Here is a 14,335-nt window from a genome sequence, read left to right as displayed (position 1 = left end):
CGGACACTCCTCCACATGAGCGGTCATAACGTCTGGACTCACAAAGGCACGTTTTTGCTGGCAGCGGTAGGTTCAGCCGTCGGCTTAGGCAATCTCTGGCGCTTCCCCTATCTCACCGGGGAAAATGGTGGTGGCGCGTTTATTTTAATTTATGCACTGACCATCTTTGCTGTCGGCATCCCCATTTTAATTGCTGAAACAATGCTTGGGCGTACCAGTCGTCAAAGCCCTATTATGGGGATGCGCCATTTAACTAAAACACACAAGACCTCCCGTGCCTGGGAATCCATTGGCTGGCTGGGCGCTGCTTCCGCCTTTTTAATTTTGAGTTTTTATTCTGTCATTGCAGGCTGGGCACTGCATTACACGTGGCTGATGCTAACCGGCTCACTCGTGGGTGCCGATGCAGCAACGATTAGTGCTGGCTTTGATGCGTTGCTGGCGTCTCCGGGCCTGATGACGCTTTATCACACGCTGTTTATCGCCTTCTCGGCATTAATTGTCGGCATGGGGATTCATAAAGGGATCGAGTCAGGGCTACGCATCATGATGCCAGCGCTGTTTGTTATTCTCATCGTGGTGCTTATCTACGGCGTCATCAATGGCGACGTAAGAGCGGCAGCCAGCTTTCTGTTCACGTTCAATATTGCTGATCTCAGCTTAGAAGGCTGGTTACAGGCGATGGGGCAATCCTTCTTCACCCTGAGTCTTGGGATGGGTGCCATCATGGCCTACGGCGCTTATATGTCCAGCGAAGCCTCTCTAACCCGTACCGCTATTGCCGTGGCATTTGTAGATACTGCAGTTGCCATGGTGGCAGGGTTAGCAATTTTCTCGCTGGTATTTGGTGCGGGGCTCGAAACCGGCCAAGGCCCGGGACTGATGTTTGTCACTCTGCCGCTAGCATTTGCTGACATGCCGTTTGGTGCTCTGGTGGGCGGGGTCTTTTTTATTCTGGTGCTAGGGGCCGCGATTAGCTCGTCTATTTCATTGATAGAGCCGGTCGCTGCCTTCCTGGTTGAGCGTTTTGATATGACGCGCCCTCAGGCAGTCGCCATCATGGTCGTCGCGGCTTGGGCGATGGGCTTATTGACAGTGGTGAGCTTCAATATATGGGCCGAAGGTACGATTTTCCACGCTCTATTTGGACGCAGCGCTTTTGAATTCATTGAGCTGTTGACCAATATCTTTATGCCGCTGGGCGGGCTAATGATCGCTCTATTCGCGGGCTGGGCACTGACTCAAAGCGAAGTAATGAAAGAGCTTGGCACCAACATCACTTGGTTTAAAACCTGGCGGTTCCTGGTGCGCTTTGTTGGCCCTGCTGCGGTGTCGTTTGTATTTTTACGCACTATTCCACAGGTGGAAGGCTACGTTGTCCCAACCCTCGGCGCACTGCTCATTGTGGGTGTATTTGCCTTGAGTCAGCGACTGCGTAAGTCTGCTTAATATAATTCTAATAACGCGGGTGGACAAAGGTCGCCTGCGGCGCGAGGACACGATGACTCCCCTTATTGAGGTACAACACGTCAACAAAGCCTTCGGCGGGCTGCACGTTATCAATGACTGCTCAATCCGGGTTGAAAAGGGTTCGATTACCGGCATGATCGGCCCCAATGGGGCAGGTAAGTCGACGCTTTTCAATTTAATTGCGGGCGCACTTACGCCAGATAGTGGCCGCATTCTGTTGGACGGTGAAGACATTACGTCGCTGAGCGCTGATCAACGTTTCCACAAAGGATTACTGCGTACCTTCCAAATCGCCCATGAGTTCAGCCAAATGAGCGCGCTGGAAAACTTGATGATGGTGCCACCCAACCAAGCAGGGGAGCATCTATTTAACACCTGGTTCAAGCCTGCTCTGGTCCGCAGCCAGGAGGCTGAGGTGCGCCGCCGCGCACTGGAAGTCATTGAGTTTGTTGGTTTGCATCATGTACGCAACGAGCTTGCGGGCAACTTATCGGGTGGTCAGAAAAAATTGCTAGAGCTTGGCCGCACGATGATGACCGATGCCAAAGTTGTGCTGTTAGACGAAATCGCCGCCGGTGTAAACCGCACGCTACTCGGCGACTTGATGGGCAACATCGAACGTTTAAATCGCGAAATGGGCTATACCTTTCTGGTGATTGAGCACGATATGGATATGATTTCGCGGCTCTGCGATCCAGTGATTGTACTGGCACAAGGCAGCGTTATGGTTGAGGGTTCAATTGAAGAAATACAAAACAATCCGGCCGTTATAGAAGCCTACTTCGGTACTGATGCCGCTTGATAGCGCTGAGTTTGTCACCGAAACAATAGCCACAACAACATGGTCGCCATTGTTCACCGCAGTGCGACCCAGCTGAGACGCGTTTATGTCATCCACACCGTCATCCCCACAGCCACTGCTCGAGGCACGCGATGTGCACGGCGGTTATGGCAGTATGAATATCCTTAACGGGGTCAATATGACCCTGTATGCCGATGAAGTCGGTGTCATTGTTGGCCCTAACGGGGCTGGCAAATCCACTATGCTAAAAGCAGTATTTGGGCTGCTGAACGTTAATCAAGGCGAGATTTTGCTTAACGGTCAGCCGATCCATAACCTGCCGCCGAATCAGTTGGTTGAGCGTGGAATGGGGTTTGTCCCCCAGGAGAAAAACGTTTTCCCCAGCCTGACGGTGAAAGAAAACCTGGAAATGGGCGCCTATCTAAAACCTCAAAACGTAAAGCGCATGCTGGAGCAAGTTTACGACTTCTTCCCCCCTCTCGTTGAGAAGCGCCACCAGCCCGCAGGAGAGCTTTCCGGTGGCCAGCGCCAAATGGTCGCCATGGGCCGTGCGCTAATGGCTGAACCTAGTCTGCTGCTGCTGGATGAGCCAACCGCTGGCTTATCGCCCCTTTACATGAATGAAATTTTTGACCGGGTTAAAAAAATTAACGCTGCCGGCGTGGGCATTTTGATGGTGGAACAGAACGCCAAACAGGCCTTAGCCATCGCCGATAAAGGCTTTGTGCTGGCGGCGGGACAAAACCGCTTTACAGACACGGGGGCTGAGTTACTGGCTGACCCTGACGTCGCCAAAAGCTTTTTGGGCGGCTAGCCCGAGGGAGAAACGCGTGAACGAACTGGTCTTTTTTATCAATAACGTAGTGATTGCAGGTAGCGTCACTGGCTCTGTTTATGCCATTGGCGCCATTGGTGTCACGCTAATTTTTAGCATTATGCGCTTTGCCCACTTTGCCCATGCCGACATCATGACGTTTGGTGCCTTCATGGTGCTGCTCCTGACGACCGCCTTCCCAGCGGTGGGCGCCAGTATCGGGGTGCCGACGGCGCTCATCATGCTGCCGCTAGCGATGCTGCTTACTGCAGCGCTGGCAGTAGGCATTGATAAAGCGTTTTATAAGCCGCTACGCGCCCATGGCGTCAAGCCTATCGTGATGGTGATTGGCTCGCTGGGCGTGACACTTATGCTCCAAGGGCTTATCCGGCTATTTTCCGGCACCGGCGGTCAGAGCTTATACGTCGACGACCGCAAAGAAATCTTCCGTCTCGCGCTGCCTTTCGAGGGAGTTCGGGCTCCCATCGTGATTACCGAACCACAGATTTATCTGTTTGTGATTACGCTAGTGGCCGTGGTCGCCCTACACCTATTCCTCAATCGCTCACGACTTGGCAAAGCCATGCGCGCCATGTCAGACAACCCCGAACTTGCCCAGGCATCTGGCATTAATACCAACACCATCGTGGCCGTCACTTGGGTGATTGCAGGCGCACTGGCGGCGATTGCGGGCACCCTGCTGTCATTAGACGTCACGTTTAAACCCGACCTAAGCTTCTTCCTGCTACTGCCTATTTTCGCGGCGGCCATTGTCGGAGGCGTAGGCCACCCCTACGGGGCCATTGCAGGAGGATTTGTCGTCGGCTTTGCAGAAACCCTGGCAGTATTTAATTGGAATGTTCTCCTGCGCCCGTTCCGCGACAGTCTACCTACTTGGCTGGAGCTCCCCTCCAATCTCGCCTTTGTAGGCACTGAGTACAAAATTGTGGTGCCGTTCTTTATTTTGGTAGCCATCTTAGTGTGGCGTCCTACCGGCCTGTTTAAAGGCAAGGTGATCTAATGAGCCATTCCACAAAAAACCGTAATCCTGCTTACACGCCCAAGGATGCCACTCCTGAACGGCGTTTTCCGTTGCGCGAACTGGTGCTGTTTGGCGCTCTATTAGCTGCCGTGCTAGCGGTCTACGCGGTAATGGGAGCAGCCTACAGCACGCGTATGCTGGTAGAGGCTGCTTGTTACGCCATTCTTGCCCTTGGCCTAACGATTCAATGGGGCTATGCCGGGCAGTTTAATGCTGGCGTCATGGGCTTTGTCGCGCTCGGCGGTTTCTGCGCCATGCTATTTAGCGTTCCGGTGAATGACGCATTCTGGGGTACCGAACTACCGGGAGAACTTGGCCAAGTTCTGCTGTATGGCATTGCGGCAACCCTGATCGTCGTCGGAGTGACGAAGCTTGATCGATTCGGCGTGCCGAAAAAGCTACGCACCGTGCTCGCCATCGTGATCGGGGTCGTGCTCTATTTAATTGTTATCAGTCTGCTTCGCGAAGTGACCAGCCAAATACAGTCTCAGGCGGGCTTTATTGGCGGATTTGGCTTACCTGCCTGGGTAGGCTGGATTGTGGGTGGCGCGTTGGCGGGCGGCGTTGGCTACTTTATTGGCCACGTTTGCCTTGGCCTACGCAGTGACTACCTCGCCATTGCCACCCTGGGTATCGCAGAAATCATCAAAGCTTTTTTGAAAAATTCCGACTGGCTGACACGCGGCACGGCCACGGTATCGCCTCTCCCTTGGCCTACTCCCGGCCCAGCTGAACTCGGCTTTACACTTTCCCGAGCGATTTATCTTTCAGTGACGGCTGTCGTGATAGCAGTGATTTTCTTTTTACTCCATCGGGCTTACCACGCCCCCTGGGGAAGAATGATTCGTGCGATTCGCGATAACGAAGTCTCGTCAGCGGCCATGGGTAAAGATATCAACAAGCGGCGTTTGGAGATTTTCGTATTAGGCTGCATTTTGATGGGCCTTGGCGGCGGCATACTGGGCACCTTTAACAGCCTGTTTGACCCTCAGGGCTACTTGCCACTCAATCACACCTTCCTGGTGCTGGTCATGGTTATTTTAGGTGGCCCAGGTAATAACCTTGGCACCATTTTTGGGGCGGTCGCGGTTTATATCATTTGGATTATGTCAGAACCGCTGGCGCTATTTTTAATGCAACTAGCGGTCACACTGGGGGAAAACGCCTTCGGCTGGGAAGCGCCTAGCAATATGGATAGCCGGGCACTGCAAGCAAGGGTTCTGGTAATCGGTATGTTGATTACCCTGGTACTGCGCTTTGCTCCGAAAGGTCTGCTGCCAGAGAAAATTAAAACCCACGGTTAACGTCCTCACCGTGCTAAAAACGCACAGTGCTAAAAAAACGCCCCAGGCTCGCTGCCCGGGGCGTTTTAGTTATTTCTCAAGTACCGTCATTTTGACTAGAGTTCAACCAAGCCTTTGCCAGTGAACGAGCCATCTTCTACCACCATTTCCACAACAACGCCGGGCACGTCGCCGTTTTCGTCAAATTCATGAGAGCCAGAGGCGCCTTCGTAGTTGATTTCGGTACCTGCTGCGATCAGCTCAAGCGCTTTTTCCCACTCGCCCGGCAGTATCACTTCACCTGGCGCACTGGAAACACTGCGTAGTGCTTCAGAAAGCCCTTCACGCTCGGCACTGCCATTTTGCTCAATAGCCAACGCCACTAGGAAGGCCGCGTCATAAGCTTGGGCAGCAAACACGGCACTAGGATCAATGTCTGCCGCTGTAGCCGCTTCATTAAAGATGTCCGTGCCGGGGAGATCAGGGCTACCAGGCCGTGTGGCGATCATGCCGTCTAGCACGTCTGCGCCAATCGCTTCTATTAAGCTATCACCTACCATGCCATCGGCGCCCACATACTGGGTGAACATGCCGCTTTCGTAGGCTTGGCGCAGTACCGTCTGGCCGGAGGTATCGGCATAGGCCAGTACGACCAGCGTGTCTGCGCCACTCGAAGACAGCGAGCCAAGCTCAGAGCGATAGTCGGCACGGTTATCTTCATGTGCGAGGTTTTCGGCTATTTCGCCACCGCCCGCTTCAAAGGCGCCACTGAAGGCATCCGATAAGCCACGGCCATAGTCGTTGTTAACGTAGGTCACCGCGACAAAGTCGATACCTTTATCAAGCAGTAGCTTAGCAAGCATTTCGCCCTGGAAGGCATCCGATGGCACGGTACGGAAAACTAAGTCGTTGTCGTCTAACTCAGAGACAGCGGGGGCCGTTGACGCGGGTGAGACCATCAACACACCGCCTGGAATTGCTGCGTTATTAGCAGCAGCAATCGTTGCCCCTGTACATAAAGCGCCGACAATCGCGGTGACTTGCTCAGAGTTCACCATACGATCTGCGGCGTTAGACGCAGCCGATGCATCCGAGCAGGTGGTATCCCCGGAAGGCATTTCCAATGTTTGCCCACCCAAGATACCGCCCTGCTCATTTATCTGCGCAACGGCAAGCTGAGCACCTGCAAAAATGGGTGGCGTCAGGCTTTCAATTCCCCCGGTAAAGCCGCCCAAGAAGCCAACTTTGACCTCCGCCTGGGCCATGCCCGCTAAAGCGAGTGATGAGGCCGCAACGGCGGTGGCTAATGTGCGCTTATTAATCATATTATTGGTCGCTCCCAGTATATTAAGTGCCCCGACTGTCCAGCGCGGGACTTCTCTTAATCTGGAACCGTAACGCCAAAAACACAAGCAACGCTTTCTAACGCTCCTCCTCTTCATCAGCATTTTGGCGACGCTCAGCCATCTGTTTTTGGTAACGCTTATTTTGGTACAGTCGCACCAACGCAATCGTAAGCGCCGACGCCACCATGAGAGCCAGCACAACTCCCTGCCAGGGGCGGGCAGCATCGCCCATCACGGTTTCCAACGTAATAATCAGCATTAAACCCAGCGCCTGCGACCCAATGGCCAGCGCCCGCAGTATGTCGAAAGCGGGTTGTGGCATAGACATCTCCGTAATGTTTAACGTGCGTGGTATGGTTCACCAGTGTACCTGCTTAACGGAAAAATCATGAATGCGATTGCCATTGGACCACTGCTGATCTCCACCCCTAGGCTATATGCCCTAGGCTGCGCGCTACTACTGTTATTGGCTAGCCGCTATCTGCTGGGATTAACGTCTTCTCAGCATGGGCGCTGGTTCAACGGGCTATTGGTGGTATGGCTACTGACGGCCCGGATTGTTTTTGTCGTGCTCAACTGGGAAAGCTACAGCTCAGAACCGCTTGAGGCGCTCAAGATATGGCAGCCCGGTTACAATGCGCTGGGTGGCCTAATCGCGGGGTTAGTTTGGACAGTCTGGGCACTGCGCGAGCGGCTGCTGTCGCTCATCGGCGGCCTTGCCATGTTGGTTGGCACGGCAAGCCTGTGGCTAGTCTTGGTAACGCTGGCCCCCTTGGGCAATGAATTTGCTATTGACACGTTGCCGGAGGTGACTTTAGACGATGTGGACGGCAACGCAGTGCATCTACCTTCGCTGGCCGAAAGCAGTGATCTCATTATCGTTAATCTATGGGCGACCTGGTGCCCACCCTGCCTGCGGGAGATGCCGCTGCTTGAAGAAGCAGCCAAGCGTGAAGGTGTCAGTGTGGTAGTCGCTAACCAAGGCGAAGACTTACTGCCGATAGTGCGCTATCTAGACGAGCAAGCACTGGATTTTCGCTACGCACTGCGTGACCCAAGCCAAACGCTAATGGCGCAATTTCAAGCGCCAGGCCTGCCCACCACGGTACTTTTTGATCGCCAGGGCAACACGCTGGATGTCCACGTTGGCGAGTTAACCCGAGCCCAGCTGGAACGCTGGTTAAAAGATTGACCACGATAGACCTTAATCCCCCCGCCGCTTTGCGTTAGAATCCCCCGCCCTGTTGCCACCGGAAACCTGCCCCGGTGGCGTACAACCTGTTTCTGTAGACTTCCTCGAGGCATCATGAGCGATTTTTCTCCCGGCCAGCGTTGGATTAGCGACGGCGAGGCTGAGCTTGGACTCGGCACCGTGCTTAACTGCGACGCCCGTAGCGTTACCATTTTGTTCAGTGCCAGCCAGGAAACCCGTACGTACAACACTCGCCAAGCCCCCTTAACTCGCGTCATGTTCGGCGGTGGCGACCGCGTGATTTCTGCTGATGGCTGGCAGATGATCGTAGACGATAGCAAAGAGACCAGCGGCTTAATCACTTATATTGGCGAAGATAGCGACGGTAATCCTCGTGAGCTATCCGAGGCAAAGCTTGCCGATACCATGCAGTTTGATCAGGCGCGCGACCGGCTGCTGACTGGCCAGGTTGATCGCAATGATTGGTTCGATCTGCGCTTTCGTACGCTGCACCACTATCAGCGCATTGAGCAACACAGCGCCCTGGGCTTTGCTGGGCCGCGTATCGATCTGATTCCCCATCAGCTTTATATCGCTGACGAAGTGGCAGGCCGCCATGCGCCACGTGTCTTGCTTGCGGACGAAGTGGGGCTGGGTAAAACGATCGAGGCTGGGTTGGTTCTGCACCGCCTCCTCCTGGCTGGCCGAGTAGAACGCGCATTAATTTTGGTGCCTGACAGCCTTACCCACCAATGGCTAGTAGAGCTTTTACGCCGTTTCTCACTCAAGGTCAGCTTGCTAGATGAGCAGCAAAGTCTCGCCCACGGTAGCGCTAACCCATTTGAAAGCGCCCAAATAGTACTGGCCAGCCAAGGTTGGCTATTCGCCAACACACATCGTCAAGAACAGGCCCTAGCGAGCCACTTTGACCTGCTGATCGTCGATGAAGCCCATCACCTCGACTGGAGCCCTGATGGCAGCGGCCCAGGCTATCAGTGCGTCGAACAGCTTGCTGCTGATATTCCTGGCTTATTGCTGCTGACGGCTACGCCAGAGCAGATGGGGGTGGAGAGCCATTTTGCTCGCCTGCGCTTGCTAGATGCCGAGCGTTACCACGATATCGAACGCTTTAAAGACGAAGAGCATCATTACATTGCTGTCGCTCAAGCCATTGATGCCTTGGATGAGCTACCCAATACCTCCGAGGCACGTGAACGGGTCGATAATGTCGCGGACGACCGCGATAGTCAGGCGCTGCTAGCAACGTTATGCAACCCTGAAGCAAGCACCGAACAGCAGAATGCTGCTCGCGCCCAGTTACGCGATGCTCTACTTGATCGTCACGGTACCGGGCGCGTCATGTTCCGCAACAGCCGCCGTCATGTGGGCGGGTTCCCGGAACGTCGCCTGCACCTAGCTCAGTTGGAACTCCCATCGGCCTATCGTCGCGTGCTACGTCGCTTGGAACGCGATGAGGACTACCTGGATGAGTTGCTGATTGAAACGGGCATGGATCACCCGGACGTATTGATCTATCCAGACACGATGTACCGTGAGCTCAGCAACGACCCACTTAACACCGAATCCTGGTGGCATATCGACCCACGAGTAAACTGGCTGCTGGAAAAACTTAGCGACGATAGCGATAGCGGCTTTGCCAACGACAAAGTGCTGATTATTGCTCACCACAGAGAAACCGCTGAAGGACTTGCCGAAGGGCTGCGCGTCCTAGGCGGCTATCACGCACCGGTGTTCCACGAAGGGCTATCGCTGGTGGAGCGTGACCGGGCCGCAGCGGCATTTGCCGATGAAGAAGACGGCTGCCAAGTGCTGGTGTGCTCTGAAATTGGCTCAGAAGGCCGCAACTTTCAGTTCTGCCGCCACTTGGTGATGTTTGATATGCCCCAGCATCCCGACCAGCTGGAGCAGCGTATCGGCCGCCTCGATCGGATAGGGCAGCGCCACGCAATTGAACTCCATGCTCCCACCTTCACTGGTAGCCCAGGCGAGCGCCTGCTGCGCTGGTACCACGAAGGTATGGATGCTTTTAGCGCGCCTCACGGCATTGGCAGCGACCTCTTTGATGCGTTTGGCGATGCCCTGGCCGATGCGTTACTCGATGATGAAATGCTCAATGAAATCATCGATGAAACCCGTGAAATGTTTACCGCCAAACTGGCTGAGCGGGACGCTGGTCGTAACCGACTGCTAGAGCTAAACGCCTGCCGCCCTGCCCGTGCTCAGCAGGTAATTGATGCAGTGCGTGAGCTGGATGAAGACCCAGCGCTGCCGCGTTTTGTAGAGCGCGCCCTGGATATTTTTGGTGTAGACAGCCAAGAGATTGGCAATGGCTTGCTTTATTTGCAGCCTAGCCAGCACATGTTGGATGGGCTCCCCGGGCTAGTGAAAGGTGAAGAGGGCTTTTCGGCCACTTACAGCCGTTCGCTAGCGCTTGCACGAGACGATATTCAGCGACTCTCTTGGGAACACCCGCTGCTGCGCGAAATGATGGAGCGCATTCTCGATGGCACGATGGGGAACACTGCGTTGGCGCTATTACGCCACCCAGCCATTCCCAGCGGCCGTTTAATGGCTGAACTGGTGTTCCGCACCCAGTGCCCTGCACCTAAATCGCTGCACCTCAACCGCTTCCTACCGCCTACGGCAGTGCGCGTCCTGCTTGATGAATCAGGCGCAAACCTAACCAGCAAGATCTCCTTCACTGGCCTTGGCAAGAATCTGCAGAAAGTTAACAAATCACTGGCACGAGATTTGATCAAGAGCCGCCATGACCAGCTGCGTACGCTCCTCATTCAGGGGGAAGGTGAAGCCGAACGTGAACTGCCCAGCATCGTGGAAAGCGCTGAAACACGCATGCGAGCTCAGTTAGATGCAGAACTAGCCCGCTTGACCGCCCTGGCAGAGCACAACCCAGCTGTTCGTAGTGAAGAGCTTGAGGCGCTGAAGCAAGAGCGCCAAGCGCTCAGCGACGCGATAGAAAACACTCGCTTACGGCTTGATTCCGTGCGAGTGATAATCACCGTCGACCCCAACGCCTAACGCGGAAAGACTAAAGAATCGCCTCTAACGCCTTATCAAGGGTCGGGTACTGAAAGGTAAATCCAGCCTCGGTAAGGCGTGCAGGGCGCATATCGGCCCCGGTCAGCAACAGCTGCGACATTTCTCCGAAGCCCGCTTTCAGTACAAAAGCGGGCACGGGGAAAATCGCCGGCCGATGAAGCTGCTTAGCCAACGTTTTCGTGAACTCAGCATTCGTCACTGGGTGCGGCGCACTGCCATTAAACGCGCCTGAAAGCGTTGATTCGTTCATCAGAAACATAATCGCTGCCACAAGATCATCACGATGAATCCAGGGCATAAACTGTGCGCCGCTTCCAAAACGCCCCCCAAGTCCGAGCTTAAAGGGTGGCAGCATTTTCTGCAGCGTACCGCCCCCTGCCTCAAGCACTAAACCAATACGCAGTATCGCTAAGCGAACGCCCATCGCCTCAATCGGTTTTGCCGCTGCTTCCCACTGCGCACAAAGCTGATGAGCAAACTCATCGTTTGGCGGCGTTGTTTCATCCACCACCTTGTCGCCTTGATCGCCGTAATAGCCCATCGCAGAGCCGCTAATCATCACGCTGGGTAACGCTTGCCCGTTGGCTTCGAGCTGCTCACAAAGCGTAATCAGTTGCTGCGTACTGTCGATACGAGAGCGAATTAGTGTCTCTTTTTGGCTATTACTCCAGCGCTTTGCAGCAATCGATTCACCGGCAAGGTTCACCAACACCTCCGGAGGGGTGTCCATAAATGCCTGAGCGCTATCACGAATATCGCAGGCTTTTGGCAACCTACCACGCACCTGATACGGGGCCCGGGAAACCACCTGCACATCATGCCCTTGGGTGAGAAGTTGTTGGCAGAGCCGCTGACCAACAAAGCCGCTACCTCCGGTGATTAATACCCGCATGGTGTCACTCCTATGGTTGGTTAAGATGGCTAGCGTATGCCCGCGTCGACGCTGAACTGCAAAGCTGGGAATAGCCGTCAGCTAAATGATCATTGCATAATATTTTATTGTACGATATCTATACACAAATGCTACATGCTGACCATTGCACATTTCATTAGCCGTTGCGAGTTCCTATGCTTGAATCATTGCCTGAGTCTTTAACACTTTCCGACGCTCACTCAGTGGCAATTATCGGTGCAGGTCTGTCTGGCCTTGCCTGTGGGCAGCAACTTGCCACTCAGGGAGTTAAGGTGGCGCTGTTTGATAAAGCGCGCGGCCCTGGCGGCCGTATGTCCAGCAAGCGACGTCCCTCAGCGACGCTGGACCTAGGTGCTCAAGCGTTCACTGTACGCAATCAACGATTCGCCAATAAAGTAGCCGAGTGGCAAGCCGCTGGTTGTGTCGCCAGTTGGCCCACAGCTCGTTATCAGGCTAGTGCATCCGGCTGGCAAACACACAATGACGATCAGCTACGTTATACCGGCGCGCCCCGTATGAGTGCCGTCACCCGTCATCTAGCCGATACACTTAACGCATTACCTAATGCCTCCATTACGCTTGAAACCCACATTACAACGTTTGATAAGACGGCTGCGGGCTGGCAGCTCCACGATACCCGCGGCTCAATACACGGGCCTTTTGACGTGGTGGTTATCACTGCCCCGCCGCCCCAGGCCAAGGCATTATTAGCAGAGTGGGAACCGACACTGGCGGCTGCCTGTGAGGCAAAGCCCCAGCGTGGATGCTGGGCAGGTTGGGTTATTTTCGAGGAGCCATTACCCCCCATGGCGAAGGTAGCATCAGCGTGGCACACCGTTCACACACAGCATCCGGTGCTTCGTCTAGCGTCACGCAATCACACCAAGCCTGGCCGTGAACATCAGCCGGAAAGTATAAGCTTGCTTGCTCAGTTGGATTGGAGCGATGTACATATTGAGAGTGGCAGTGAAAGTGTCGCCCAACAATTGCTCGCAGCATTTGTATCGCTGCTGCCCGATGATGTAGAGCTACCGAATGTCATTGAACTCGGTGCGCACCGCTGGCGCTATGCTCAGCCAGCACAGGCAGGTCATCAGACATACTTATACAGTACAAGTGGCCTAGCACTCTGTGGTGATAGCTTTAAAGGTAGTCGTGTCGAGGATGCCTGGTTATCAGGTGATGAGCTGGGCCAGGCCCTATTAGGCCGGTCGGTCTGAAATTAGAAACTAAACTTAACTTTTCCACACCTACAGGAAAGGTTGTACCCAGAAGCCACAAGTTGTACAAAGGTGGCTATAATAGCGTTTAGCTATCTATACGATTAATAACGACCCGATTATGTGGCCAAACCGCCGGTCAGGCGCTGAAGCATCGCCACGACAATTATTGACAGATCCCTGCACGCTTATTTGCAGGCAACCAAGAGGCAATGGCGCCCATGAGCATCAAGGCGACCCACCCACCCGATACCCCGCTTTATCCGATTAGGGAAGTTTCCCGCTTGACGGGTGTGAACTCGGTCACTCTTCGTGCCTGGGAGCGTCGCTACGGTTTAATTCGTCCACAACGCACCCCCAAGGGCCATCGTCTATACGCGCAAGACGATATCACTCGCATTGAACGCATTTTACAATGGCTAAACCGCGGCGTTCCAGTGAGCCAAGTGATTGACTTACTTGATCAACCTGAGACGGTAGAAACACCATCGCCGAATACTGGCGACTGGGCAAGTCAACGGCATTTGTTGCAGTCCACCATAGAAGCGGTCGACCTTCCCAAGCTGGAAGCGCTGTACCACCAGAGTCTGGCGCTATATCCATTAAGCGTCGCGATTAATGAGCTCTGGCAGCCCGTTATTCTTACGCTGGAAGCCAAATGGGCCAGCCAGCCCGATGACCTTGTGCGCCGCACCCTTGAAGCCTTTCTGCGTAGCCAGGTAGGCATTCGCCTGCACTATGCCAATCAGGCAACGCGCGGCCCGTTAATCCTGCTAAGTGCGATGCCTGATGACCCTGGCCCGCTATGGGTTTTAATGTGTGCGCTAATGGCCAGCGAACAAGGCTACCGCGTACAACTGTTTGACCGTTCATTAGCGCTAGAGGATCTTCCTCAAGCCGTATCCCGATTGCACTCATCGATGGTACTGCTTTCCAGCGGCCAGCGAGAAAGCGACGACTACATTGGTCGCGCACTTCCCCAGGCCGCAGAAGCGTTAAATGTTCCTATTGGTGTGTGTGGGGAAGTGGCACGATTAAGAGAAAATGAGCTGCGTGACGGTCCGGTGCAGATGTTAGGCGACGACCTGCCGCAAGCCATTTCACGACTTCGCCCCTTGTTGCGCGAATCGGGAATTCTCTGAGATATCGGATGCTATTTAACGTTACCGATG

At 54.4% G+C, this 14,335-nt stretch carries 12 protein-coding genes; 9 read left to right on the top strand and 3 right to left on the bottom strand.

Annotation, left to right across the window (positions count from 1 at the left end; all coding sequences use genetic code 11):
- Positions 1-15: 15 nt before the first annotated feature.
- The 5 genes from ACN06F_RS00800 (at position 16) to ACN06F_RS00780 (ending at position 5,432) form a co-directional block, all read left to right on the top strand.
- A complete protein-coding gene (locus tag ACN06F_RS00800) occupies positions 16-1,449 on the top strand; it encodes a sodium-dependent transporter (RefSeq protein ID WP_433924507.1) in 1,434 nt (477 codons plus the stop codon).
- A gap of 52 nt (positions 1,450-1,501) precedes the next feature.
- On the top strand, positions 1,502-2,272 hold the full coding sequence (locus ACN06F_RS00795; protein ID WP_030074223.1) for an ABC transporter ATP-binding protein: 771 nt from the start codon (positions 1,502-1,504) through the stop codon (positions 2,270-2,272).
- A gap of 85 nt (positions 2,273-2,357) precedes the next feature.
- A complete protein-coding gene (locus ACN06F_RS00790) occupies positions 2,358-3,086 on the top strand; it encodes an ABC transporter ATP-binding protein (RefSeq protein WP_271910329.1) in 729 nt (242 codons plus the stop codon).
- 16 nt (positions 3,087-3,102) lie between these two features.
- A complete protein-coding gene (locus ACN06F_RS00785; RefSeq protein WP_433924506.1) occupies positions 3,103-4,107 on the top strand; it encodes a branched-chain amino acid ABC transporter permease in 1,005 nt (334 codons plus the stop codon).
- A complete protein-coding gene (locus ACN06F_RS00780) occupies positions 4,107-5,432 on the top strand; it encodes an ABC transporter permease subunit (RefSeq protein WP_433924505.1) in 1,326 nt (441 codons plus the stop codon). Before ACN06F_RS00785 ends, ACN06F_RS00780 begins: the two co-directional genes overlap by 1 nt.
- 95 nt (positions 5,433-5,527) lie before the next feature.
- Here ACN06F_RS00780 and ACN06F_RS00775 read toward each other — a convergent pair whose 3' ends face one another.
- Together ACN06F_RS00775 and ACN06F_RS00770 are read right to left on the bottom strand one after the other, a co-directional pair.
- The gene (locus tag ACN06F_RS00775; protein WP_253486402.1) at positions 5,528-6,736 is read right to left on the bottom strand and encodes an ABC transporter substrate-binding protein; all 1,209 of its coding nucleotides are present in this window, start codon (positions 6,734-6,736) and stop codon (positions 5,528-5,530) included.
- A 97-nt stretch (positions 6,737-6,833) separates the two neighbouring features.
- The gene (locus ACN06F_RS00770) at positions 6,834-7,079 is read right to left on the bottom strand and encodes a hypothetical protein (protein WP_231658145.1); all 246 of its coding nucleotides are present in this window, start codon (positions 7,077-7,079) and stop codon (positions 6,834-6,836) included.
- 66 nt (positions 7,080-7,145) lie between these two features.
- Here ACN06F_RS00770 and ACN06F_RS00765 point away from each other — a divergent pair, with 66 nt between their 5' ends.
- Both ACN06F_RS00765 and rapA read left to right on the top strand, forming a co-directional pair.
- Positions 7,146-7,949, top strand: a complete 804-nt coding sequence (locus ACN06F_RS00765) for a TlpA disulfide reductase family protein (protein ID WP_038480320.1) — start codon at positions 7,146-7,148, stop codon at positions 7,947-7,949.
- A gap of 114 nt (positions 7,950-8,063) precedes the next feature.
- Complete coding sequence (gene rapA / locus ACN06F_RS00760) at positions 8,064-11,009, top strand: RNA polymerase-associated protein RapA (RefSeq protein WP_038480317.1); 2,946 nt, start codon at positions 8,064-8,066, stop codon at positions 11,007-11,009.
- A gap of 10 nt (positions 11,010-11,019) precedes the next feature.
- Here the strand turns inward: rapA and ACN06F_RS00755 are convergent, their stop codons facing one another.
- A complete protein-coding gene (locus ACN06F_RS00755; protein ID WP_038480314.1) occupies positions 11,020-11,922 on the bottom strand; it encodes a TIGR01777 family oxidoreductase in 903 nt (300 codons plus the stop codon).
- Positions 11,923-12,098: 176 nt separating this feature from the next.
- Here ACN06F_RS00755 and ACN06F_RS00750 point away from each other — a divergent pair, with 176 nt between their 5' ends.
- Both ACN06F_RS00750 and ACN06F_RS00745 read left to right on the top strand, forming a co-directional pair.
- Entirely contained in the window at positions 12,099-13,163 is a 1,065-nt protein-coding gene (locus ACN06F_RS00750) for an NAD(P)/FAD-dependent oxidoreductase (protein ID WP_038480313.1), read from the top strand.
- Between the two features lie 221 nt (positions 13,164-13,384).
- Positions 13,385-14,305, top strand: a complete 921-nt coding sequence (locus ACN06F_RS00745; RefSeq protein ID WP_174412711.1) for a MerR family transcriptional regulator — start codon at positions 13,385-13,387, stop codon at positions 14,303-14,305.
- The last annotated feature ends 30 nt before the right edge of the window (positions 14,306-14,335 follow it).

It is taken from the genome of Vreelandella sp. 21, from assembly GCF_050995515.1.
GTDB lineage: Bacteria > Pseudomonadota > Gammaproteobacteria > Pseudomonadales > Halomonadaceae > Vreelandella > Vreelandella alkaliphila.
Note: the sequence above shows the minus strand (reverse complement) of the source record. Positions and strands in the feature narration are given on the sequence as shown.